The organism is Vibrio sp. TRT 2004 (assembly GCF_050113735.1).
Lineage (GTDB): Bacteria > Pseudomonadota > Gammaproteobacteria > Enterobacterales > Vibrionaceae > Vibrio.
This window is the reverse complement of record NZ_JBNJOH010000018.1, coordinates 16,640-41,806: the sequence shown is the minus strand read 5'-3', so window position 1 is coordinate 41,806 and position 25,167 is coordinate 16,640. Positions and strand designations below refer to the sequence as shown.

Genomic DNA, 25,167 nt, shown 5'->3' with positions numbered 1-25,167 from the left:
CCCATGGAAATTAACAGTCAATTAGATTGGGGGTGGGGTAAAAAACTGGCGTTGGTACGCCAAACAGAAAGCGCGGAGTGCGGCGTAGCTTGCTTAGCGATGATTGCAGATTGGCATGGTCATAAAATCAGCTTAAGGCATTTACGTACGAAGTTTGGTATCACTCAACATGGAATGTCGTTCGCTAGGCTCATTGAATGTGCTGAGTTACTAAAACTATCTGGCAGAGCGGTTCGGCTAGATCTTAGTGAGTTAGAGCAATTGAGTACCCCATGCATTTTACATTGGAACCTAAATCACTTTGTTGTTTTGAAGTCAGTTAAAGGTAAACGCGTAGAGATTCATGACCCTGCTAATGGGGAAGTTCACCTTACATTATCAGAAGTCAATAAACACTTTACAGGGATAGCTCTTGAACTATCCCCAACGCATGAGTTTAAAAAACGAGACGAAAAAGAAAAAGTTAGAGTTCTTGACCTTATTGGTAAAACGATAGGCTTAAAAGCATCTTTGATAAAGATTTTTCTTTTTGCATTGGTCTTGGAGGCGCTTGCTCTTTTAATGCCTATGCTTAATCAAATTGTGATTGATGAAGTATTGGTTGGCTATGATGAGAATCTGTTGATTTTAATTATCATCGCTATTTTTCTTATCACAGCAACACAGACATTAATTGGTCTGGCAAAAGACTGGGCGACGATTACATTATCAGTAAATTTCAATATGCAATGGAGTGCCAATGTTTTTCATCATTTATTCCGCTTGCCTATCGATTGGTTTGAAAAACGAGATATCGGAAGTATTAGTGCGAAATTTGACTCCATCAATGTCATCCAAAACACACTCACAACAAGTGTGATACAAGCAATGCTCGATTCGGTGTTGGTAATAGGTACATTTACCGTTATGTTGCTTTACAGTCCCGTTCTTTCGGGCATTGCGATAATTGCTGCTCTGATTTACGTGCTATTACGTTTTGCTTGGTTTGGCACATTTAAGCGAGCTGAAGAGAATACTTGGGAAGCCAATACAAAAGAGGAAAGTTACTTCTTAGAAACCGTTAGAGGTGTATCGAGTTTACGCGTTAACGACACACTTCCATGGCGCGAGTCGTCATGGCGTAATCTCAATATTAATCGAAGAAATGCACAACTCTATGAACTCAAGCTAGGAATGATTTACAACTCGATAAACGTAACAATTATCAGTCTAGTATCCGCCTCTGTACTTTGGGTTGGCGCCAATTTGGTTTTATCCGGTCAATTTTCTATTGGAATGCTTGTCGCTTTTTTATCTTATCAAGGACGATTTTCAGGCAGTATCAGCTCTCTAATCGACAAATATTTTGAGTACAAAATGTTATCTGTTTATAGCGAAAGGCTAGCTGATATCGTGCTCACTCAAAAAGAAACGAATAATGAGCATGGCTTTGTACCTTGCCAACGAGGAGTGGTCGCAAATAGCGATAATTTGGTTACTTTTTCGAAAGTTTGCTTCTCTTATGGCGTTAATGAGCCGCTGCTACTAAAAAATGCATCATTTCAACTCAAACATAAAGAGGTTGTTGCTCTCATTGGTTCTTCAGGATGTGGTAAGTCCACAATATCTAAACTGTTGCTAGGTATTTACACGCCTATAGGAGGCGACATCCAGTTTTTTGGAAACTCGAACTTATCAATGAAGGAAATAAGGCAACGTGTAGGTGCTGTTTTTCAAGATGACCAATTATTTAGTGGTTCTATTATCGAGAATATAACTTTTTTCGGTAGCGAACTAGATGAAGAATGGTTAATCGAATGTGCTCGGAGAGCTGGGGTTCATGATGATATTGAATGTTTGAACATGGGATATCATACACTTGTAGGTGAGATGGGAGCGAGTTTATCAGGTGGTCAGAAACAGCGAATTTTAATAGCACGAGCACTATATAAAAAACCAGAATTACTGATATTAGATGAAGCAACTAGTAGCTTGGATATACATACGGAATCCTTGGTTTGCCAAACTATTAAGGATATAGGTTTACCTATACTGATGATCGCTCACCGACCAGAGACGATAGCCTCCGCAGATAGAGTCTTACTGTTGCAGGATGGTTGTGTAACCGAAGTTCCTAATTCATTCGGAGCAAGGTAAAGAATGTAGAAATCTCGGTAAATATTGAGTTTCATAAAAGTTATGGTGTTAAGCATAAAATTACAAACTAATAATTAGGAAAGTAATATGAAAAACAAAAGTATAACTACTATGGCATTTATTTTCACATTATCGGGTTGTCAGAGCCTCCCTACCATATACCCACCTCCACATAAAGTTTTGGCCGTTGGCGACACGTTGTTTTTTGACGGAATAATAACGGGGGAAAGTGTTCTCGAAGCAGTGCGGGTTATTCGTGAAAGCAATAGACAGATTGAAAAGCTAAAGATCACAAGCGCAGGTGGGGATATGGCCGTCGGTATTGAATTTGGTTATTTCGTCAAAGAAATGAACCTCGATGTAGAAGTGAGCGAGCTTTGCTTTTCGTCTTGCGCAAATTATGTTTTACCCGCAGCTAAAAGTATAACGATCAATGCAAATTCATTAATTGGTTGGCATGGAGGAACCAAACAATCAGATGAACTATGGGGTTTAAGCGTCCCCAAGAAAGATAAACCGGCCTTTATGGCTTACTTAAACCGTTTACGAATCAAAGAAACTGCGTTTTTTGGTTATGTCGGTGTTGACCAACAAATTACCACTTACGGACAAACAGTTAAAGATAGTTGTCAGACCAAGGAAAAAACTGATGGTTGGTATTATTCAATTGATGACCTACATAAAATGGGCATAAGCAATATTACTGTTAAGGGGAGCGGATTGTTGGATGAAATTGAATATAAAAATGACAGTAGTTACATAGATACAACAAATTTTGAAGTTGCAAAAATCACATCTTGTTTATTAGACAGTGTGTTTAATAGCTAGAAAGCCAACTTATGATGGGTACGATGATTGTCGTAGCCCATCCAGCGTAAAAGAAATCTATGCCTGACCAGCCAAATCCATCGCAGTTTAAGCGGTGATTTATAGTACTAAAACTTGGCTCTAGATGTGGTTTTGAACACAAGAACATCTTCAGGACAGACATCAATGCAGCGACCACAACTCATGCAGTTCTGATCCATCACCCGTCTGTCGCCTTCTTTAAGCGGTTGACGTAACACCACAGGCTCTGGGCAAACGTTGTAGCAGTCCATGCATTTGGTACATGCTTCTCGGTTTGTGGCAGTAACACGAATAACGCTTTTACGCCCAAACCCCATAAGTCGCACCGAGTGGGCATAAGTGTCCGCACCATCCATGGTCAACCAACAGCAAATCGACGACAAACACCAATAGAATGAGAATCCAACCTGCACCCATACCAAATAGAATCCCTCTGTGAAGAGCCGCAACAGGGTCAATCCAGCTCCACAGCACGGTTCCGGAGGCGGCACTACCAATCAGCAACGCCAATAACAGCCAGTAACGCAACTGCGGATTCCAACGAAAGCTCGCTTTGATCTCTAGCTTACGTTTGAGCCAAGCAGCAAAGTCGGTCACGACATTCATTGGACACACCCAGCCACAAAAGGCTCTAGGGCTGGTCAAGGCATAGAAGACCACCACAATCGCTACACCAATAATGGCACTCAGTTCTGGCATATGTCCGGTAAAGACAATCTGCATAAAAATGAGAGGATCGGTCAGCGGCACGGTATCAAGCAGCAGGCTAGATGAAAGGTTGCCTTTTAGAATCCCAATCGTTGGACCAAGTAGAAACAACCAAATCACGCCGAACTGACATAAACGGCGTAAAATCAAAAAGCGATGAGCATGCCACCAGCCAAGTTTTTGCCTTGCCTCTTTACCCGCGTCTTTCGCCAAATTCTTAGCCATTACTTGCTCCCTCCTAAGGTTTCTAATGCCCCAGATGGAATCACCCTATCTGGTTCACTATTGCCAAGAGGCTTAGTCACTTCTTCCCAACCCAATTGGTAGTGAGAGCCCATTTTTCCCTTCGCAAGTTCGGTTGGAATAATCTTAATCGATGCCACTTCAGTCACACAGGCCTGCTCACATTTACCACAACCGGTACATTTATCGGAGTGAACGGTAGGAATGAGCTTGGCGTGGTAACCAGTACGTTCATTACGAATATGTTCAAGCGTAATCGCCTCATCCACTAACGGACAAACTCGATAACAAACGTCACAGCGCAGCCCTTGCCAGTTAAGACAGGCCTCATGGTCAATGAGCACTGCCGTACCCATGCGCGCATCATCAATATCCGTAAGCGATGGATCAAGTGCGCCACTCGGGCAGGCAACAACACAAGGAATGTCTTCACACATTTCACAAGGGATGTCGCGGGCGTTAAAGTAAGGTGTGCCTGACTCTACCGATGAAAGTAATGTCGCCAGCTTTAGCGTGTCATATGGGGCAAGCTTGAACACATAGTCCGTCATGTGTGCAGGCTTTTTCAAACTCTCCTTTAGCCAGTGCCCCGGACGGGCACACCGCTGCCGTCTCTCGCTTGTGTTTGTACTGACTATAAACCCAAGATGGTTGCGGCGGCGCACACACCTGCAGCCGTTCGCGCCGTATCGCGGAGAAATCGCCGACGGCTTTCAGAAGTTGTCGTTTTAGGCTTGCTCATCACATTATCCTAGTTGAAGCGCCTTCTGACAGAATATCTCTCTGAATTCTGCTTCTTATACGTATAACCGTGTTAATTGTAGTTGTTTACGCTCTAGTTTATGTGAGTTGTCATTGTATTCGACCACCCCAAAAGAGGTAGTCACAAGCTTGATTGCGTCAGATCAAAATTGGAGACGGCTATGCATCACAAATCGCTGAAATAGGCACTAAAAAGAAATCACTCTAAGAGTGTTAACTCTCTTTCACCAAAGAAACGACAATATCGCCACTCACTGGGACCGTTTCATCAGCTTGAGCAAGCATTTGAATGTGCTGCTTGCTGTTAACCGTAAACAGTGGCACCACTGTCGCTGATTTATACTGCTCTTGGTAATCCTCGTAACCAAAGCTATCACTCAGCTTAGTGTGTTTTATTTCTGCGCCTTGGCTAATCAGACTCGCGAGCTTCTTGTAACTAGTCGTGCCTCCGAGTAGCAAAGAGTAGGCGTGTTCCGAGTTATGGCTATGCTTATCTAACCTCTCCTGCTCTTTCTTATCTTGCAGGCTAAACACCTTACGGTGACCAAACTCATTAGAGAAATGCACGCTAGCCACCGAGTTTAAGTGCTGATCGGGCGTAACTGCCAACACTTGCCCTATCCCTATCAAATCAAGGTATTCATCAGCATGACTTGAAGTCGGGTTGCCATAATAGCTGTCAAAACCACCCATGCGTGCTTTACTAACATAATCCCAGTTGGTATCTGACATTAGCACGCGACAACCGTAAGTTTGAATCGCTTTACCCAATGCTCTCGCCACATCGTTCGCGCCAACGATTAAAAAGCCTCTTGGTGCTGGCTCAGCGACCCCAAGCAAATTGGCAATCGGACGAGCGGTGGCACTTTGCAGCACCACGGTGCCGATAATGACCATAAAGATAAGTGGGACAAGTAGGTTGGCTTGCTCAACATTTTGCTGAGTTAGCTTAATGGCAAATAGAGACGACACCGCTGCTGCAACAATACCTCTAGGTGCCACCCAAGCAAGAAATGCTTTCTCTTTAATTTCTAAATTGCTGCGCAAGGTGGATAAGAAAATGGAAGCTGGGCGCGACACCAACTGAATCACGATAAACAGCGCCAAAGCTGCCCACCCAAGCTGAGCAAAGTCACTCAACTCAACCCTAGCAGCAAGCAGAATGAATAAGCCAGAAATAAACAAAATAGTCAGGTTTTCTTTAAAGTGGAGGATATGACTAATGTTGACGCCTTTGGCGTTCGCCAGCCAAATACCCATCACAGTTACTGTCAATAGACCCGATTCGTGTTCTAGGTAATTGGATAAGGCAAACACGCCTAACAAGATGGTCAGCACAGCAAAAGGCTGTAAGTACTCTGGTAGCCAGTGGCGCCGTATCATAGATGCAACCAACATACCTGCGGCGATACCGACAGAAAAACCAATCACTGCAATCAAACCAAATACCGCCAAACTGTGCATTTGACTGTGCGAGACAATGAACTCGTATACCATCACTACAAACAGCGCGCCTAGAGGATCAATAAGTATCCCTTCCCAACGCAAAATATTGGCGAGCTTCGAACTCGGTCTGACCGTTCGTAGCAAGGGAACTATCACGGTTGGCCCAGTGACCACCGTCAGGCTCCCGAACAAAAATGCCAGCGCCCAATCTAGGCCTAATAAATAATGCGTCGCCACGGTAGTAATAATCAATGACACCACAGCGCCGATCGTTACTATGCTCCAAACACTCTTACTTATCCCTTTAATCTGCTTAAAATTGAGCGTCAAGCTGCCTTCAAAAAGAATCACTGCAACCGCTAAAGAGATAACTGGAAAAAATAGATCCCCCAATGCTTCTTGAGGAGAAAATAGACCAAGTACAGGCCCCACTAACAAACCAGCTATGAGTAGAAACAAAATAGCGGGAAGTTTTAGCTGCCATGCAACCCATTGGCAAATCAAACCCAGTAAGCCAACACTAGCGAGGGTTAGTGCAATCGTCTCCGAAGTCATTGAGTATCCTTATAAATAAAGAGCGAAGTAGGATTTTCTGCTGAGGAGTCAGTGTGATTTTCACGGTTCGTAGCATGATCCTGATTCTAAAGAAAAACAAGCATTTTCAATCATCAGGGGTATAAACCAAACCTTAGTCAACTTATCGCAGAGTATTTTTCCGTTCAAGGCGAACAAGACGAACAAGGGACAGGCATCCCAAATTGGCATACCAAATTTTGTCGCCTCAACCACTGGAGGCAACTTCATGTTCGACCTATTCAATTCAAAGCAAGGGTGGGACAGTCAGCCAGTCTACGCTGAGTTAATCAACTGGCAGCCGAACAATGCACAAGGTAAAAGCGTAGGCATTATTGCCGAATCCCTAAACTACCTAGATGATTCATTGGACTATATGATCGTACGTGAACAAGCCTGCGGTGAAAATCACTGCCAAATACGCATCATGGCCAATCGAGATGGAACAAGGTTTGACGAACGTGTGAACCCGAATGAGAGCCAAACATGGTGTAATGCCACTCAGTGGCGAGAACTGACCAGCTATACACCAATTGGTCAAGCGGCAACGCCACTTAGATCGGAGGCCAATGGTTCCTTAGCGCCTACTCTGTTTGAGTATTTGACTGGTGAAAAAGTGGTTGAAGGTGAAAATGGTTGGGGCTTCCCTTCCCTGCTTCACAAGCTCGATATTCAGTGCCAAAAACACGGACCAACTTTCAAACAAATTGGTTCGTGTTAGCACTTTTACCATCAGAAATGATGGATACCACGATATCTATTGACAGAGTCAACAATTCCTTATAGTTGTTCTCACTAGCGTTGATACTTAATTCAATATGTCACTTTTGCTAGAACTTTTGCTACAAGCTACCTCAAGGAAACCGCTATGATTTCTGTTTCTCTTGTCGACGACCATATTATGGTCCGCTCAGGTTTTGCTCAACTCCTGTCGTGTGAACCCGATATACAAGTGCACAGCGAGTTTGATAACGCACGCGATGCATATCGCGTCCTTTCTGTATCGAACATAGATGTTGCTGTGATCGACATATCGATGCCCGATGAGAGTGGCTTAGTACTGCTAGAGAAGTTGCGAGCAAAACAACCTGACTTAAAAGCCATCATGCTCAGCATTTATGATTCAGCATCGTTTGTCAGTAAAGCCATCGATGTTGGCGCCTATGGTTACCTTTCGAAACGTTGTGGACCAGGTGAATTGGTCACCGCGATTCGTAAGGTCGCCGCAGGTGATCATTACTTGTGTACCGACGCATTAGTCAATCTTAGCAATGCCTCATCAGCTTCTTCCGCATTGAAAGAGCTAACCAAACGCGAGCGAGAAGTCTTCGATCATCTGATTCAAGGTTTAGATGTGAAAGAAGTCGGCACCAAGCTGTCCATCAGTCATAAAACCATTCATGTCCACCGCGCAAATATCCTCAGCAAGCTGGATCTCTCCAATAACGTCGATCTGATTCGCTTTGCACTCCATCATAAGCTGCTCAGTGATGAACCTGTATGAGTGACCTGACTCGACGACAGCAATTACCAAAACTGATTTTAACTAAAGGCTTTAGTTATAGCTTTGCCATCTTGGGATACGTTATTTGCTGGTTTTGTTTATGGAATGTCAGTCTTTACCTAACACCTGATATTTTGTTGGCCGGTCTTCTGTTACCAACTGGGTTTAAACTCGCTATCTATACTTTAACCACGCGAAAACTTTGGCCTTGGTTCACCATGTCTGAGGTTTTGCTTGTGGCTAGCTTGGTTCAATTAACTAATGCGCCTATTTATTGCTACCTTCTGATTCTCTTTGCCTGTTTTAACCATGCCATCGCGATCATGTTTCAACAGTTTTGGAGACCGCTTCAAATCTATTGGCAGCGCTTGCTCGCATTGTCTGCACTTGCTCTCGCCTACGCTCACGTTTGTGGTTTTGCATTACTGCTGTTGAGTAAACCGGTAGGCTTAGGTGGCATGTATGCGCTTCAAGGTGGCATTGCGGTACTCACTGGCGGCATTCTGCTCACACCGTTTTTCTACCTAGTGTATGACTATCTGCGCCGCCAAGTATGGCAGCCACTCACGCCAACATTAGTGCATCAAGAAGTGGTGTTGCGCCCGTCAGCCCTGATCTGGTGCCTGTTGTTTTTTGCGATTGGTTTAATTACCGAGCTGACATTATTCGAGCAGATGAAGTCTTTGGCTCTGCTGATCTTTCTATTACCCAACATCTTCATGGCTTATCGTTACGGATGGCAAGGGGGCGTACTGGCCAGCGTAATGAACAGTATTTTGCTCACTACTGCGCGACAGGTAACCGGCTCCTTCGATAGCGATTTAGAATTGCAAACTTTTATCTCAACCCAAGCATTTATTGGTCTTGGTTTAGGTATCGCGATCAGTCGTCAGTACTTCCTTGCACAACAACTTCATCAAGCTAACTTAAAACTCGCCAATGAACTCGCCAGTAAACAGCAACTGGCAAGCCAACTCGTCCATGTTGAAGAAGACATTCGTAAATCCGTGGCTCGCGAGCTTCATGACGAGATTGGCCAAAATATTACCGCGATTCAGATTCAATCAATGCTCGCAAAGCGATTGGCAGGTGATGAACAACAAATCAATATTGCTAACACAACCAACGAGTTAGCACTAAGAATCCATGATTCAACTCGTCAGCTTCTCAAACAATTACGCCCTCATGCCCTTGATGAGCTAGGTCTTGAAAGTGCGATTCGACAGTTAGTGGCGGAAATGAAGTTTGCCGAGCGCGATATCGATTTTAGTCTTAACTTCGGTATTTTTGCCGAACGGCTTGATGATATTACCGCGGTGACGCTTTATCGCATCGTCCAAGAACTACTCAATAATGTCTGCAAGCATTCGCAAGCCAATCAAGTACGACTCTCTTTAGTGCCCGGCGTGCGCTTCAGTTTAGAACTGCGTGACAACGGTATAGGCCTACCTGAGAACTGGAGGCTGAAAGGACAAGGCCTCAGAGGCATTGAAGAACGAGTCAGTGCTCTCGGAGGAACGATGAGTATCACCTCAAATTCATTGGGGAGTAGGATATTTGTTAACTTACCCACAAAAAACACAACATCTCCACCAAACTAGGAAAATTTCCTAGAGATATATAAAACCGTCTAATTCATTCCATCTATGGGTTGGTTACCATTCTTTCATGCCAAGGAGAGGAGCTCGTGTTAGTCGCTGACAAAAGCCCAAATCAAATTGACCAAATGTACCGTTATTGGCGAGTTCAGCTAATGATGGTGATGTATGTCGGATATGGTGTTTTTTACTTTACCCGTAAAAGTCTCAATTTTGCGATGCCAAGTATGATCACCGACTTAGGACTGGAGACTTCCGACATCGGTATTTTGGGAACGCTATTTTATATCACCTACGGCGTGTCAAAGTTTCTCTCCGGTATGGTGAGTGATCAAACCAAACCTGCCTACTTTATGGGGCTTGGGCTGATTTTTACAGGATTGATCAACATTGCCTTTGGCTTGAGTTCTTCCCTATTTATGTTCGCGCTGCTTTGGACTTTAAACGCGTTTTTTCAGGGATGGGGATGGCCACCGTGCGCCAAGCTGTTAACCAGTTGGTATTCACGATCTGAACGTGGCTTCTGGTGGTCTATTTGGAACACATGCCACAACTTAAGTGGCGCGATAATACCCATAACGATTGGCTTTGCCGCGGTAACTTGGGGATGGCGCTTTGGCTTTATCCTCCCAGGAAGTCTAGCCATTATCGTCGGTGTAATGCTCTGCTTCCGACTACGTGATAAGCCGACCTCAATGGGGCTACCCACAGTTGGTGAATGGGTTAACGACCCCATAGAAATAGCACATGAAGCAGAAGGGCGTGGGTTACCGTTTTGGCAAATAGTGAAGACCTACGTATTGGCAAACAAATATATATGGTTGCTGTGCAGCTCTTATCTATTGGTATATGTAGTTCGCATTGCAATCAATGATTGGGGCAATCTCTATCTTACTCAGCGTCACGAATACCAACTCTTCAGTGCCAATGGTGTCGTGTCAATGTTTGAAGTAGGAGGCTTACTCGGCTCGCTCTTTGGGGGCTGGGGATCAGACAAGTTTTTTCACGGCAACCGAGCACCAATGATACTGCTATTTGCTCTGGGGATTTTTGTTTCTGTGGCCGCTTTGTGGCTTACCCCTTTGGATAACTTCATCATTTTATCTGGCTGCTTCTTTGCCATTGGTTTCTTTGTCTTTGGGCCACAAATGATGATTGGCATGGCCGCAGCAGAGTGTTCTCACAAAGATGCGGCGGGCACCGCGACCGGTTTTGTTGGCTTATTTGCCTACCTTGGTGCTGCACTGGCGGGATACCCGCTCGCACTTGTAATCGACCAGTTTAACTGGGAAGGATTTTTCAGCGTCGTTACGCTCTCAGCAGCGTTAATTGGACTGTTAATTCTTCCTTTTGTTAAAGCTCAACAACGGGCAGGGATAGCCATAACCTAACTGATAAATTCCCTCTCGTTGCCTTATACCGCAAGGACTTACCAACCCTACAGTTGGATACAACAAGAGGAAATAACATGAAAGTTGGAACAAAACGCAGCCTACTCTCTGCTTGCATTCTTGCAGCATCAATCGCTGCACCTCAAGCGCTCGCCGATGGTCGTTTAGTGGTTTACTGTAGTGCGACCAACGCCATGTGCGAAGCGACAACAAAAGCTTTCTCAGAGAAGTATGATGTAAAAACGTCGTTCGTTCGAAATGGTTCAGGCAGTACGCTGGCAAAAATTGATGCCGAGAAAAAGAACCCTCGTGCGGACGTATGGTATGGCGGTACGCTCGATCCTCAATCGCAAGCTGGCGAGATGGATCTGCTCCAAGCTTACCAATCCCCTCAATTAGAATTCATCATGGACAATTTTAAAGACCCAGCCAAGCGCAAAGGTAACTACTCTTCTGCGGTTTACATGGGGATTCTAGGTTTTGGGGTCAATAAGGACCGTCTGGCAGAAAAAGGCCTGGCAATTCCTCGCTGCTGGAGTGACCTAACTAAGCCGGAATATGTGGGTGAAGTTCAAATTTCAGACCCACAAAGCTCTGGTACCGCTTATACCGCGCTCGCCACCTTTATACAGCTCTGGGATGAAGACAAAGCCTTTAGCTACTTCAAAGCGTTGGATAAAAACGTCTCTCAATACACTAAATCAGGCGTAACACCATCGCGCAACGCCGCTCGTGGTGAAGTCGCTATCGGTATTGGCTTCTTGCACGACTACTCGCTAGAACAATCAAAAGGCGCACCTCTAGAACTTATCGCTCCGTGTGAAGGTACAGGCTACGAAATCGGCGGTGTAAGTATTATAAACGGAGCGCGTAACCAAGAAAATGCACAGAAATTCTTGGATTTCGTTTTGTCGAAAGAGGGTCAGGAAACTGCATGGAAAAAAGGTCAATCATTCCAAATCCTAACCAATACGACTGCCGAGCAATCGCCAAACGCTCTTGATCCTAAAACACTTGAGCTCATTGATTACGATATGGAAACGTACGGTTCATCAGACGAACGTAAACGTTTGATCAACAAATGGGTGAACATCGTCAAGATGGGTCAATAATCCAACTGGGAACGGGTGATGATGCTTGTCATCACCCTACTTGCTCATAAATTTAGGTATTAATTATGAACGAACTCACCGCGCATATTAGCCCTGAACTTACTAAGCGCGATCCCGTATTTTACTGGATATTGAGCTTGGTAGTCGCTTTCATTCTTCTTCCTGTCTTTGCTCTCGACTATGGTTTGATCGACTCTACTCCTGATGAGTTTTATTCCGCCATGGGTTGGAGTGGTGTCAATATTTCGTGGTTATGGTTCGGCCTTCCTGCTGTTTTGCTGCTACGTCCATTAAAAACACAAAACAAATATGCCAAACGTCGTCATCAGTTTGATATTGGCTACTCTGCATTTTGTATGCTGCTGGTGCTGATCTCTTCTTGGTACACCGAGCACGGTATGGGTTATGCCACCATAGTGTTGTTTACGGTGTTAGGTGCCGTCATGACACTCGCATTCTCACGCCTAGAATACCTTGGTGGAGATGCCTTCGTCGTGGGCTCACTGATCGCTATCGTTCTGTTGATCACCGTCTTTATTATCTATCCGAGCTTTGCCATTTTCGTCCCAATGTTTGAGGATGAAATGGGCAACTTTGTCGCTTGGCAGTTTGTCGATATCCTCAGTCGCTCGCACATTATTCAGATCGTAATCAACTCGGTTGGCTTAGGTATCGCTGTTGGTATCGGTGCGACTTTCTTTGGTCTGATTTTCGCTATTTATACAACTCGTATTGCGCAGCGCAGCGCGTTTATCGCACGTATATTCTCCATTTTACCGATTGTCACCCCACCTTTTGTGGTCGGCCTTGGTGTGACATTGATGTTGGGTCGCTCTGGTTACATCACCGAACTCATGGTCAACTGGTTTGGTCTACAACAGACCAACTGGCTGTACGGTTTCACTGGTATCTGGCTTGCACAGGTACTCGCTTTTGCTCCTATGTCATTTATGATTTTGGATGGGGCAATGAAGTCACTACACCCTTCACTCGAAGAAGCGTCTTATACCTTGCGTGCAAACCGCTATCAAACCTTCTTCAAAATCGTCATGCCACTGCTTAAACCGGCACTAGCTAATAGCTTCCTAATTATATTTGTTCAGTCATTAGCTGACTTTAGTAACCCGCTTGTGCTCGGTGGTAGCTTTGACGTACTGGCAACGCAGATCTATTTCTATATCGCAGGTGCTCAACTGGACTACGCATCAGCAAGTACTCTCGGTGCGGTTCTGCTGCTCTTCTCACTCGCCATTTTCGTCGTTCAGTACCTATGGATTGGTAAGCGCTCATACGTCACCATCTCTGGGAAGTCCTATCGCGGCGATGTGCAACCTTTGCCTACCTCTCTAAAACATGCGGTCTGTGGCCTACTTTACTTCTGGATGGCGTTTAACATCCTACTCTACGGCAGCATCTTCTATGGAAGCTTTACGGTTAACTGGGGCGTAGACTACAGCCTAACCCTATCTAACTACTTAAACCTATTCGGCAGTGGTTTTGGTGAAGGTGCATGGCCATCGCTTATCACAACGATGATCTACGCTGGCATTGCTGCGCCTTTGACCGCTTTCTTTGGTCTGCTGATTGCCTATATTGTGGTTCGCCAGCAATTCCATGGTAAGAAAGTGATTGAATTTGCCACCATGCTCTGTTTCGCCGTTCCTGGCACGGTTGCGGGTGTATCTTACATTCTCGCGTTTAACGATGCTCCGATCTACTTGACGGGTACTGCGGCAATTGTGGTTATTTCTATGGTAATGCGCAATGTTCCGGTAGGGATTCGCTCAGGTATCGCCGGTCTTGGCCAACTTGATAAAGCACTTGATGAAGCCTCTCTTAGCCTACGCGCAAACTCGCTTAAAACCATTACACATGTGCTGTTGCCACTCCTACGCCCTGCGATTTTATCAACCTTAGTGTTTAGCTTCGTGAGAGCGATGACCACCGTCAGCGCGATTATTTTCTTGGTCACCCCCGAAACTCGCGTTGCCACCTCGTACATATTAAATCGAGTGGAAGACGGCGAATACGGGATTGCGATTGCTTATGGCTCAATCCTAATTGTTGTCATGTTAGCGATTATTTTGATTTTTGATTTTCTTGTCGGTGAAGCACGCGTCTCGCGTTCCAAAGCCAATAACCAAGAGTAGCAATTGGAGATATAACTCATGGAAAAAGAAAACTTTGTAGTCTTAAAGAATGTCTGCAAACGCTTTGGGGATAAGACCGTCATTGGCGATTTAGACCTTGAAATTAAGAAAGGGGCACTCGTCACCCTACTCGGACCATCAGGATGTGGCAAAACCACCGTCTTGCGCTTAGTGGCGGGATTAGAAAAACCCACCAGCGGGCAGATTTTTATCGATGGAGAAGATGTCACCAATACTTCCATTCAACATCGTGACATTTGTATGGTGTTTCAATCTTATGCCTTGTTCCCACATATGTCGCTAGCAGACAACGTTGGTTATGGTTTAAAAATGCTTGGCCTAGATAAAGCCGAAATCAAACAGCGAGTTAAAGACGCTCTAAAATTAGTCGACTTAGAGGGATTTGGCGAACGTTACGTCGACCAAATTTCCGGTGGTCAACAGCAACGTGTCGCTCTTGCTCGCGCTCTGGTTCTAAAACCCAAAGTTCTGCTATTTGACGAACCACTCAGTAACCTAGATGCCAACTTACGCCGAAATATGCGTGAAACTATTCGCGACCTACAGCAGCGGTTTAATATCACATCACTCTATGTTACTCATGACCAAGCTGAGGCATTTGCCGTCTCCGATACCGTTATTGTTATGAAAGATGGCGACATCATGCAGCAAGGTACACCAACAGAGTTGTATCAGCATCCGGCATCTATGTTCATGGCGAACTTTATGGGTGAAGCCAACATGTTTAGCGGCCATTACGATGGTACATACGTTGATATCCATGGCTACCGATTGAAAGCCAATCAAGATAATCTCGCTGGCATTGTCGCTGGCGACTATGAGATTGGTGTACGACCTGAAGCAATCCTCCTCGCCGAAGAAGGAGAGGCTTGCCAGCAATGTCAGGTCAGCAGTTTTGCTTATATGGGGTCTATGTATGAAGTCGTGGTTCAATGGCAAGGTCACGAGCTATTGTTACAACTCAACTCATCACAGTTCGACGCCAGTTACGCAGACCACGCCTACCTAACCATCAACCCCAATGGTGTGTTCCTATTACCCCAAACAGCTCAAGAATAGTGAGTGCTCACTGGGCGTAACACCAAACAAAAAAGCGCCGTTAGGCGCTTTTTTTAAATACATACAAGACGTTGGCATTAGAACTTGGTCGGTGCGTAGCCTGTCATCACTTCAATGCGCAACTCTTTGCCCAACTTTGTCATTGGGTGAACCACCACTAAACCTTTTACCGACTTTTTCAGTTTACCCATATCCGCCTGTTCCGCTTTCGTGATTTCGCGAGAGAATGGCATATCCTGCAAGCTCTTACGCTCTTTGTTGCGATCGAATTGCTGCTTATGCTTCATTGAGCTTACTTTCTTGTTGAGTTTTTCAATTTCATCAGTGAACTGAGAAATCATTTCCTGATCACCACGACCTTTCGCTGCGTCCAGTTTACGTTGGCAAGTATCTAGACGGTTATGAAGGTTTTGAAGTTCTTTTTTAAGGCTCATGGTGATTTATCTCATAGAAACGGAAAAGGTCGGCGAGTGTAGCACAAGCATAGCTGCTTCCCTAATGATAATCATCATTTCACTCCCCTCTATTCCCTTGAACAACCCTGCCCTCAATCCATCATTCAAAATTGAGTGTCACCAACGGCAAACTAGAGCGAAATCGTTCATTATATGCCAGTATTAGTTAAGCCCATCCATGCCAAGATAATAATAAGGATTGAGTATGTTTTATCGTGTGTTACTTCCTTCGCTAATGCTGTTTGCATCTACTGTCTTTGCCGGTTCAGAAAGTGTTGTCATTCGCTATCTTAAACCACAAAATGAGGTTGAGAAAATGGCCAAGTCTGAGATTGAGCAAAGTGGTGTAAACCAAACCTTAGTCGACTTATCGCAGAGTATTTTTCCGTTCAAAAACACCTTAACCATCCAATACGGTGGCGATCAAGGCCCACTTTACGATCCAGAAACGCATCAGGTTCATATGCCTTACGAGTTCTATCAGCAAGCACTGGATTACTTTAAGAAAAATCAGTATGACAAAAAATTTGGCAAGAGTGCGCAAGCCGGTGCCATTGATACCGTATTACACACCCTGCTTCACGAAGCCGGACACGCTTATATTACCGACCAAAACATCCCGATTCTAGGCAAGGAAGAAGATGCCGTAGATAATTTTGCTGCGCTAATGATGATCGAATATGTGGAAAATGGAGAAGATGCAGCAATCAGTGCCGCCGATATGTTCGCCTTTGAATCCGAAGATCGTCCTGACTATTACGATTTTGGTGAATACATAGACGAGCACAGCTTTGACTTACAACGCTACTTCTCAACTTTGTGCCTAGTTTATGGCAGCAACCCTGAACAACATAAAAGCTTATTAGACGAAGTCGAAAACGACTATCTGGCGGATCGTAAAGATTTTTGTATCTATCAATATCAAGCAGTGAGTCAAAACTGGCACAGATACTTAACGTCAGTGAGCGATGATCAATAGCCATAACGGTTTCGGAGAAACATCGAGGTGAAAACATAACTAAATTGACGATTTTCTACGATGGCCGCTGCCCATTGCGTGTAAAAGCGATGGGCAGATTGGCTATACATCAAGTTTACCAACAACCTTTACCACTAGTCTAAATGGTTGACAGCAAAGAGTTACTGCGACGACAAGCAATGTTTTCGATAGATTGTACTAAGGTCTAATAACGAGAATCTGCAAACCCCTCAAGATTCACAGTCCTGAGCCGATAAATTGGCTAATCTTATAAGATAAACTTTTGGTCTATAAGCATGATTCCAATAATTAAGCTTCTTGCCTATTCGGTCCTCTAGATCGCAGTATGGTCAATGAGCCACTATTACTTAAACAGGATGTTTGTATGAGTCTTACAATTCGCAGCCGCTTATATATTTTGGCATTGGTTCCGCTGCTAGTTATCGCGTTAGGTATGCTTAGCTTTACCTACATGAAAACCACCGAACTGAACGAGCAACAAATCGAAGTTACTCGCGCTAACTTAATGAACTTGAAGAAAGCCGAACTAAGGAACTATCTTCAAATGGCCAAATCCTCCATCGAACCTTTTCTAGAGAAAGGTGCGAGCCTTGCGGAGGCATACCCAACCCTGAAAACACTAGAATACGGTGAATCAGGATACGTATTTGGTTACGACTCCAAAGGCGTACGACGTGTTCAGGGGCAGAGTGAAAAAGGGATCGGAGAAAACTTCTGGAATCTACAAGATCAACAAGGCAACTACCTGATCCAAGATCTCATCCGTAACGCAAAGACTGGCGAGTTCACCACTTACTACTTCCCTAAGCCAGGCGAAACTAAGCCTCTGCCTAAACTGAGCTACTCAATCTTTATTCCAGAGTGGGATTTGATGCTGGGGACTGGTTTCTACACAGATGATATTGATGCCATCATTGCCGATATGGAAGCCGCAACCCTTAGTGCGTTGCAAACTACCTTGTCAGCTATCGTCATTTTCTGTCTAGTCATCGCGGGGATCGTTGCTGTCTTCGCAGTTGCGATAAATCGTACCATTATGAAACCGCTAGAAATGTTTGATAACTCCATTAGCTCATTTGCAAGCGGTGACGCTGACCTGACCGCTCGTATGGAAGCGTTTAAAGCCCCAGAATTTGCTAGGCTAAGCAATAACTTTAACGCTTTCGTTGCCAGCCTTCAGACCATCATTGCAAACGTTAGTGATGTCGGCCAGCAAGTCGTCGCGGAAACCAACAATATGTCCCAGCGTGCTGCTAAAGTCGATGAGTTGGCTTCAGGGCAACGTGAAGAGACAGAACAAGTCGCGACGGCAATGACCGAAATGACAACGACAGCTAGCGAGATCTCCAACAACGCGAGTCAGGCGGCATCATCAGCCAAAGAAGCGGATGACTACGCGAAAGAAGCGCAGCACATCGTTAATTCAGCGGCACAATCGGTTGAAGCTCTCGCTGAAGAGGTTTCACAAGCCAATGGCGTTATTTCTCGTCTAGAAGGCGACGTACAGAATATCTCCTCTTCACTGGAAGTCATCCAAGACATCGCTGAGCAAACTAACCTACTTGCGCTGAACGCAGCCATTGAGGCCGCTCGTGCGGGTGAACAAGGCCGAGGCTTTGCGGTCGTAGCTGACGAAGTACGCAAACTGGCTAGCCGCACTCAAGATAGTACTGGAGAGATTCACCAGATGATCCAGCAACTAAAAGCCGCCTCTGATGATGCAGTGAAAGCGATGGAGTCTAGCCAAAGACGTGGTGCAAGTACCGTTGAAGAAGCGAATGCCGCCGCCAAAGCGCTCATTCAGATACAGGAATCAATCGGAACCATCATGGATATGAACTCACTTATCGCAACGGCAACGGAAGAGCAAAGCCTAGTGGGTCAGGAAATTTCTCAACGTGTGGTTGTCATTTCAGACCAGAGTTCGCAATCTGCCGAACTGGCAAATGAGAATCGCGCTGGTAGCCAAGAGCTCAACCACCGTGCCAACGAACTATACGACTTGGTTGGCCGCTTTAAAGTGTGATGCTCAACTTTTCGTTTCCTTTACAGCCCGCACCTCTGCTGCGGGCTTATTCTTATCCCAAAATACTAGAAATCACTTTCATCGTTTTCCTGTGCATTTATGGACTTTAGAGGAATAGCTAACTCACTATTGCCCCTTTCCTTCTCAGGACCTACGATCGGAACATCTGCCGAGTACCCCGATAGACTAAATTATTCTAATCCGTATTTTGGTCTTTTATACGAAAATTTTCCGTAGCTCGACCTCGTAACTATATGATGATTCACACAACAGGTTGATTCCTATTGAGTTTCATAATGAATACCAGCAACATAGACAGAATGAAAAGATGGAAAAATCCATCTATAAAGCGTTCTGCGACAGATAAGTTCGAGGCTAAGAGGTAGGCAATTGAAAGCTTTTTATATATTGGAACTGGATGGGCTTTTTTTAGCTTTAGATGTAATGGCTGAGCATACGTCAGATGAGATTTGTCAGCTACAATCGCAAGGCTTTATAGTTGTATCAGATAATATCAGGGCTAAAAATTCCAAAATAGCCATCGATAAGTGGCGTGAGCGCTGTGAATCATTTGTAGAAGAACCTATTTTAACTCCTTTAGAGCGGGCGAACCTAACGATCCGACAAGCCAATATGAGAATCACTGACCTAAAACGCCAGTTGTCAATTGCAGAAAGGGACATTGAATCTCTAAATAATCAGCTAAGGTATAAACGTTCAGAGAGTGATGTTGGCCTTTGTGACTTAGATATTTTGGGTTATGAAAGTGAGCCGAGTTCTCAAGAGTTAAGAAAACGATACAAAAGTTTGGCTTCATTACACCATCCTGACAAGGGGGGCAGTAAAGCAATGATGCAGAGGTTAAACGATGCGTACGAAAAACTCCGCAGAAAAGTCGCATAACAAACTGTTCAGAGGGATTCGCAACGCGTGGCATTTTTACTATGCGTTTGTTTTAGTGTTTAAGGTGGTATGCGGCGGTTTCGGTATTGCGTTGTTCACCCCTTAACAGAGCGTTAGTTTTTTCGGAGAGTCAAATGGACAAAGTCTTATCTTATGTTAATCAAATAATGGATAGAGCTGATAGCTTCAACTATTTTGTTTTCCTATCAACGTTCGTGATATTCTTAGATGGTATTTTGTTATATGGGCAGGGGGCTTCTATCTATGATCTTAACTTTAGTTATATTCAGTCAAATGTAACTATTGGTAGCTTTCTGGTATTCCTCTGTGTTTACAGCATGTTTATGGCAGTAATCGTTACAGGTGCAAAACACATTACGTCTCAAATTGTACTAGCACTTCCAACTATTAAATGGTTACAGACATCAGATTGCAGAAACTACCGGAACTCATACTTAGAGAACTACGTTTCTTCATCAGAAATGCGGACCTATGCAATCAAAAACGACAATGCAGTTGCTTTTGGAGTAGTTGCTGAAAAACAGCAGGAAATTAGAAACTTACTTAATCTAGAAAAGAACTGTTTTGCCTTTCTTTTGGCAAGTGCCTTCAGCCTAACTATTGGTTATGGGGAAACACCCTCTCTAGTTGTCCATATATTTACATTCTCATCAAATGCTGGTTTATTCACATTTGAAAGCCTAAAAGTAATTCTAGTAATGGCTGTTTACCTAACGATGTTTTACGTAGGTGTAATTCGGGGATGCGGCTTTCAAAGTACACATATTTATAGCAATGATATTTACTTCCCTGAGAACGATATAAAAAACTAACAATAAATTTAAGCAGATTCGCAACGCGTGGCATTTTTACTATGCGTTGTGTTTGGTGTTTAAGGTGGCATGCGGGAGGATCGGTATTGCGTTGCTCACACCTTAACGGGCGTTATATGAATGAGGTGAAACTTGTACGAAACTAAAGCAAGAGAACGAGAAATTTCTGACGGTCTTCTAAGGCAACGTCGAAATTTTATGATCTTCTCTCTAATTTTACCTTTGTTTTTCTGGACTGGGGCAAGTGTTGAAAAGATCAATATACTTGGTACAGTCATTGAGCTTGATAACCCTAAATATATAAAGGTTGCAGTGGCTTCATTATTTGCTTACTTCTTCATACGTTACTGGCAATATTATCGCGAAGAAACTTATATCATTGAAATGAAAAGACGCATAAAAGAGCATATCTACTCGTTGGAGCGTAAGTACCTCATAAAAATGATAAGGCGAAAGCTCTCCGGTGTTGATCCTTCTCTTTATGACATCTATTTCCTTGATCCATCTCACCGAGAAGGGGGAAAGACAAGGTGGCTAGACAACCGTAAAGATGAAACCATCTTCCCTTTGAGAAAACGAGCTTATTTTGGTGTAACTCATAGTATGGAAAAAGATATCGCAGCTCAAAATCAGTTTTATGTGGACTTTGGAAATGCTGGATTGACAGGCTTCACTCCCACGAGGGAAACAGAGAGTCCTAGTTTCAACGACATTGAATATTACATCTCTGATGTTATATACATACCTCTTCATTTTTGGTCGTTGCGGTTTTTTGGTTGGTTTCGCTATATGGCTACAGAGTCGTACTTCACGGATTATCAGTTTCCTTTTGTAATTGGGCTTGGGTCTATAGTCATAACACTGGCGGCAATATTCATATAAAAATAAATTTAAGAGTGATTCACAACGCTTGGCGCTTTCAGTTTAGGTAAAGTGGTTGGCGTTGTTCACACCTTAATTTGGCTACATGGATATATATGGCACTCTACTTTATCATCGAAAATGAAGACTTGATGGACCAAAGAATTAAGATCGGCATTAGTAAAAATCCAGCACAACGACTTAAAAATCTTCAAACTGGCAATTCCCGAAGATTAGCTCTAATGGGTTGGATAAACAGCAATAATGATCGGAAACTAGAAAAAGAGTTTCACCAGAAATACAGCGATCTTAACGTTGTTGGTGAGTGGTTCGAAATAAACCACGAGATAGTTTTGGAACTACTAAAAGAACATAGCTATTGTAGCTACATAGCCAAACAGACTAATGCTGGTGAGCTGATAGGTTTCGATAGGGATAGTATTCCGGAGTATGTAGACGCTTGGGAGTGGGCATCACTAGATATATCAGAATTCTGCCCTGAATGTGGTAGTGGTTTAGGGCTTAGCTACAATAAAAACTACGGTGGTGAACGGTGTCTACAATGTGGATTCACGGTACCAGCGTAGCTCTACAAGCATTTAAGGTATCAAGATACTTTTTCTATAATCCGGAACAAGTGTTTTAGAACAACAGACCTAAAACACTTTTGTCCAGAGGTGTGCTGAAGCCAATCGTGGCAAACACACCTTTGCCCCCAAACGTTTTAGAGACCATTCCTTTGCTCGGAATTCATCGTGGTCGATCGAATCCTCAACTGTGTGGCTGGTTATTGCGAAAATCGCAGCTAATGATCGTTATCTCGTCTCCTATTCCATCAAAAGTAAAGTTTGTGATCTATCAAGTAGACCAAATAGTTTTAATGCTACAAAGTGCTTATCGTGATAGGTGATTTATTTGAGTGTTTTATAAGTAACCACCTGAAATATTTAACTTAAGGACAGAGCATGCCAATTAATTTCGAAAAGCGTTCATCTAGTAAGGGGACGGAAAAGAAAACTCATCCACGTGAAATCTACGACACACTAGATCGACATGCTAATAAAGGTCCTCTTCGAGTTCCTGTCCAAAGTACGGTCTTGGATAATTGGTTTGATAACTACAAAGATCAGCGCGATGTGATAATCAAATTACCAACTGGCGAAGGAAAAACTCTTATCGGTTTACTAATACTACAGTCCAAGATTAACCAAAAAAAAGGGGCAAGCCTCTATATATGTCCCAACAAATACTTAGCCGATCAAGTTCGTATACAAGCAGATGAATTTGGTATTCAGCATTGCGCAATCAATGAGAATGGTCTGCCTGAGGACTTTATAAATGGTGAAAAGATACTCATCACACATGCTCAAATGGTTTTTAATGGTCGGAGTTCGAACTTCGGTATAGGACTGGATTCAGTTGATGTTGAAAACTTCCTTTTAGATGATGCACACAGCTGTATCGAAATAATAAAAACAGGAAGTAAGTTCAAAATACCACGTTCATCTGAATGTTTTAATGAGCTACTTCATTTGTTTGGGGAGGAGTTAAAAAAGCAAGGAGCGGGTACCTATGCGGATATTTGCAATGAGTCTAAAAGCGCAATCCTTGCCGTGCCATATTGGGATTGGGAAGGAAAACACGATGAAGTTGTTCAAATCCTCTCAAAATACAATAAGAATATGGACAAATCAGTATGGTTTGTCTGGAACCTTTTAAAAGACAACTTAAAACATTGCTCTGCTGTTTTTTCAGGTAAAGGAATTGAAATATCTCCTAGATTATTGCCGATGGATATGTTTGGTTCATTCTTCAACGCGTCTCATCGTGTTTTCATGTCAGCAACAATATCAAACGATTCATTTTTTATACGCGATCTTGGTTTAACTAAAGAGGTAATAGAAAACCCATTAACTTTTGAAAAGACATGGTCAGGTGAAAAAATGGTACTGATTCCTTCACTAATTGATGGGAGTTTAACCAGAGAAAATATTGTAAACTGGGTCGGAAAGTGGAGGAATACTCAATACGGTGTTGTTGCTATAGCCCCTAGTAATTGGCATACAAAAATTTGGGATAGCCTTGGCGCAACAACAGTAGATGCAGAAAACCTATTAACTGAAGTAGATAAGCTAAAGCAAGGCCAATTTCCGAATCCAGTCGTTATGGCGGCGAAGTATGATGGTATTGATTTACCAGATAACATGTGCCGTATTCTTGTCATTGATTCGTTGCCCATAACTGAAACTATAACTGAAAAATACATTGAAAGTTGCATACCAAATAGTACGTTTACCCAAATAAAAACAGCTCAAACAATTGAGCAAGGGTTAGGTCGTGCAGTAAGAGGAGAAAAAGACTATTGCATAATCCTACTCTTAGGTAACGATTTAGTTAAACAAATCAGATATAAAGGGTCTCGACCGTACCTTTCACCACAAACAAGGAAGCAAATTGATATTGGTTTAGAGCTAGCAAAGTATGCTCGAGAGGATAAGGATGATTCGCAAACCTATACTCAAATGCTTACTTCCGTCATCAACCAAGGCTTAGGACGAGATGAGTCTTGGAAACAATTCTATATTGATAGTATGAATTCGATTGATGTAGATGAATGTAGAGTGACATCGGGTAGCGATGAAATGCTAATTCTAGAGCGTAAGGCAGAGTGTTTTCACGCTGAAGGAAAACATGATAAAGCTATAAATACTATTCAAAGTCTATTAGATAACCGCTCAATCAATCTATCCCAAGAAGAGCGGGGTTGGTACCTACAAGAAATGTCTAGATATTTATATGCTCAAAATCGTGTCGAGGGTATGGCGATGCAAGTGAACGCCCATCGAACTAACAAACGCTTGTTCTTGCCACCAGATGGGTACCAATTTACAAAGATTGACCTTAAAGCACATGAAAGAATTTCGAATATTAAAAGCTTTATAGGTCAATACGATGACTTCGAAGACTTTCTTGTTTACATGGATGACGTGTTCTCGCGCCTTGTTTTTGGAGTTAAAGCAGAACGATTTGAAAGTGCGATTGACGAATTGGGAAGGTTTCTCGGTTTTAATACCGAACGCCCTGATGCTAACTGGAAGTCGGGACCTGACAACTTGTGGGCAATTAAGAACGGTGAGTACCTATTTATAGAATGTAAAAGTGAAGTTAAATTGACTCGTTCTGAAATATTAAAAGAAGAAACAGGACAATTTAACAACAATATTGCTTGGTTTAAGCGCTTCTATCCAGGAGCTAACGTGATTTACTCAATGATTATTCCGACAAAGAAAGTTAAATCAAACACTGGTTTCAACGAGTCAGTTGTGGTTCTTAGGGAGCGTGGGCTGAAATCCTTAGTCTCCAATGCAAGAGCATTTGTTTTAAGCTTTAAAAGTAGTGATCTCAGAAGCTTATCTGACACCGTTATTCATCAATCGATACATCAGTATAAATTAGACGCAGATGAACTAGTTGATAACTATTTTGAACAAACACTATTAGTCCATTGATATAATGATTTAATTTGATAGTGCTGAT

The 25,167-nt window shown here is 43.3% G+C and carries 19 protein-coding genes and 1 pseudogene; 16 read left to right on the top strand and 4 right to left on the bottom strand.

Annotation, left to right across the window (positions count from 1 at the left end; all coding sequences use genetic code 11):
• The first annotated feature begins 3 nt into the window (after positions 1-3).
• Both ACQEXR_RS09485 and ACQEXR_RS09480 read left to right on the top strand, forming a co-directional pair.
• Positions 4-2,136, top strand: a complete 2,133-nt coding sequence (locus ACQEXR_RS09485; protein ID WP_427020205.1) for a peptidase domain-containing ABC transporter — start codon at positions 4-6, stop codon at positions 2,134-2,136.
• 87 nt (positions 2,137-2,223) lie between these two features.
• Complete coding sequence (locus ACQEXR_RS09480) at positions 2,224-2,964, top strand: hypothetical protein (RefSeq protein WP_427020204.1); 741 nt, start codon at positions 2,224-2,226, stop codon at positions 2,962-2,964.
• A 107-nt stretch (positions 2,965-3,071) separates the two neighbouring features.
• On the opposite strand, the pseudogene napH reads toward ACQEXR_RS09480, so the two are convergent.
• The 3 genes and pseudogenes from napH to ACQEXR_RS09465 all read right to left on the bottom strand — a co-directional run bounded on the left by napH (position 3,072) and on the right by ACQEXR_RS09465 (position 6,699).
• Positions 3,072-3,918: pseudogene (napH, locus tag ACQEXR_RS09475) on the bottom strand (quinol dehydrogenase ferredoxin subunit NapH).
• The gene (napG, locus tag ACQEXR_RS09470) at positions 3,918-4,505 is read right to left on the bottom strand and encodes a ferredoxin-type protein NapG (RefSeq protein WP_427020203.1); all 588 of its coding nucleotides are present in this window, start codon (positions 4,503-4,505) and stop codon (positions 3,918-3,920) included. The pseudogene napH and the gene napG overlap by 1 nt, the downstream one beginning before the upstream one ends.
• A gap of 406 nt (positions 4,506-4,911) precedes the next feature.
• Positions 4,912-6,699 carry a cation:proton antiporter gene (locus tag ACQEXR_RS09465; protein ID WP_427020202.1) on the bottom strand — a complete coding sequence of 596 codons (1,788 nt, stop codon included), beginning with the start codon at positions 6,697-6,699 and terminating at the stop codon, positions 4,912-4,914.
• Between the two features lie 247 nt (positions 6,700-6,946).
• On the opposite strand from ACQEXR_RS09465, the gene ACQEXR_RS09460 reads away from it, so the two are divergent.
• The 7 genes from ACQEXR_RS09460 (at position 6,947) to fbpC (ending at position 15,552) form a co-directional block, all read left to right on the top strand.
• The gene (locus ACQEXR_RS09460) at positions 6,947-7,438 is read left to right on the top strand and encodes a hypothetical protein (RefSeq protein WP_427020201.1); all 492 of its coding nucleotides are present in this window, start codon (positions 6,947-6,949) and stop codon (positions 7,436-7,438) included.
• A gap of 147 nt (positions 7,439-7,585) precedes the next feature.
• Positions 7,586-8,221, top strand: coding sequence for a response regulator (locus ACQEXR_RS09455; RefSeq protein ID WP_427020200.1), 636 nt, complete (start codon positions 7,586-7,588; stop codon positions 8,219-8,221).
• On the top strand, positions 8,218-9,822 hold the full coding sequence (locus ACQEXR_RS09450; protein WP_427020199.1) for an MASE1 domain-containing sensor histidine kinase: 1,605 nt from the start codon (positions 8,218-8,220) through the stop codon (positions 9,820-9,822). Before ACQEXR_RS09455 ends, ACQEXR_RS09450 begins: the two co-directional genes overlap by 4 nt.
• Positions 9,823-9,908: 86 nt before the next feature.
• The gene (gene uhpC / locus ACQEXR_RS09445; protein WP_426953144.1) at positions 9,909-11,210 is read left to right on the top strand and encodes an MFS transporter family glucose-6-phosphate receptor UhpC; all 1,302 of its coding nucleotides are present in this window, start codon (positions 9,909-9,911) and stop codon (positions 11,208-11,210) included.
• A 77-nt stretch (positions 11,211-11,287) separates the two neighbouring features.
• On the top strand, positions 11,288-12,322 hold the full coding sequence (locus tag ACQEXR_RS09440) for an ABC transporter substrate-binding protein (RefSeq protein WP_331418098.1): 1,035 nt from the start codon (positions 11,288-11,290) through the stop codon (positions 12,320-12,322).
• A 65-nt stretch (positions 12,323-12,387) separates the two neighbouring features.
• A complete protein-coding gene (locus ACQEXR_RS09435; protein ID WP_331418099.1) occupies positions 12,388-14,472 on the top strand; it encodes an iron ABC transporter permease in 2,085 nt (694 codons plus the stop codon).
• A gap of 18 nt (positions 14,473-14,490) precedes the next feature.
• A complete protein-coding gene (gene fbpC, locus ACQEXR_RS09430; protein WP_426953143.1) occupies positions 14,491-15,552 on the top strand; it encodes a ferric ABC transporter ATP-binding protein in 1,062 nt (353 codons plus the stop codon).
• 77 nt (positions 15,553-15,629) lie between these two features.
• Here the strand turns inward: fbpC and ACQEXR_RS09425 are convergent, their stop codons facing one another.
• Positions 15,630-15,986, bottom strand: a complete 357-nt coding sequence (locus ACQEXR_RS09425) for a YibL family ribosome-associated protein (RefSeq protein ID WP_427020198.1) — start codon at positions 15,984-15,986, stop codon at positions 15,630-15,632.
• A gap of 226 nt (positions 15,987-16,212) precedes the next feature.
• Between ACQEXR_RS09425 and ACQEXR_RS09420 the strand changes: the two genes are divergently transcribed.
• From ACQEXR_RS09420 to ACQEXR_RS09390, 7 genes are all read left to right on the top strand, one after another.
• Positions 16,213-16,986: a DUF4344 domain-containing metallopeptidase gene (locus ACQEXR_RS09420; RefSeq protein ID WP_427020197.1), complete on the top strand. Its 774-nt coding sequence runs from the start codon at positions 16,213-16,215 to the stop codon at positions 16,984-16,986.
• A 385-nt stretch (positions 16,987-17,371) separates the two neighbouring features.
• Complete coding sequence (locus tag ACQEXR_RS09415; protein WP_427020196.1) at positions 17,372-19,033, top strand: methyl-accepting chemotaxis protein; 1,662 nt, start codon at positions 17,372-17,374, stop codon at positions 19,031-19,033.
• Positions 19,034-19,423: 390 nt separating this feature from the next.
• Positions 19,424-19,936 (top strand): J domain-containing protein, encoded by a 513-nt coding sequence (locus ACQEXR_RS09410; RefSeq protein WP_427020195.1) that lies wholly within the window; start codon positions 19,424-19,426, stop codon positions 19,934-19,936.
• Between the two features lie 134 nt (positions 19,937-20,070).
• Positions 20,071-20,769, top strand: coding sequence for a hypothetical protein (locus tag ACQEXR_RS09405; RefSeq protein ID WP_427020194.1), 699 nt, complete (start codon positions 20,071-20,073; stop codon positions 20,767-20,769).
• 132 nt (positions 20,770-20,901) lie between these two features.
• A complete protein-coding gene (locus tag ACQEXR_RS09400) occupies positions 20,902-21,651 on the top strand; it encodes a hypothetical protein (protein ID WP_427020193.1) in 750 nt (249 codons plus the stop codon).
• Between the two features lie 95 nt (positions 21,652-21,746).
• Entirely contained in the window at positions 21,747-22,217 is a 471-nt protein-coding gene (locus ACQEXR_RS09395; RefSeq protein ID WP_427020192.1) for a GIY-YIG nuclease family protein, read from the top strand.
• 378 nt (positions 22,218-22,595) lie between these two features.
• Entirely contained in the window at positions 22,596-25,139 is a 2,544-nt protein-coding gene (locus ACQEXR_RS09390) for a helicase C-terminal domain-containing protein (protein ID WP_427020191.1), read from the top strand.
• Positions 25,140-25,167 lie beyond the last annotated feature (28 nt).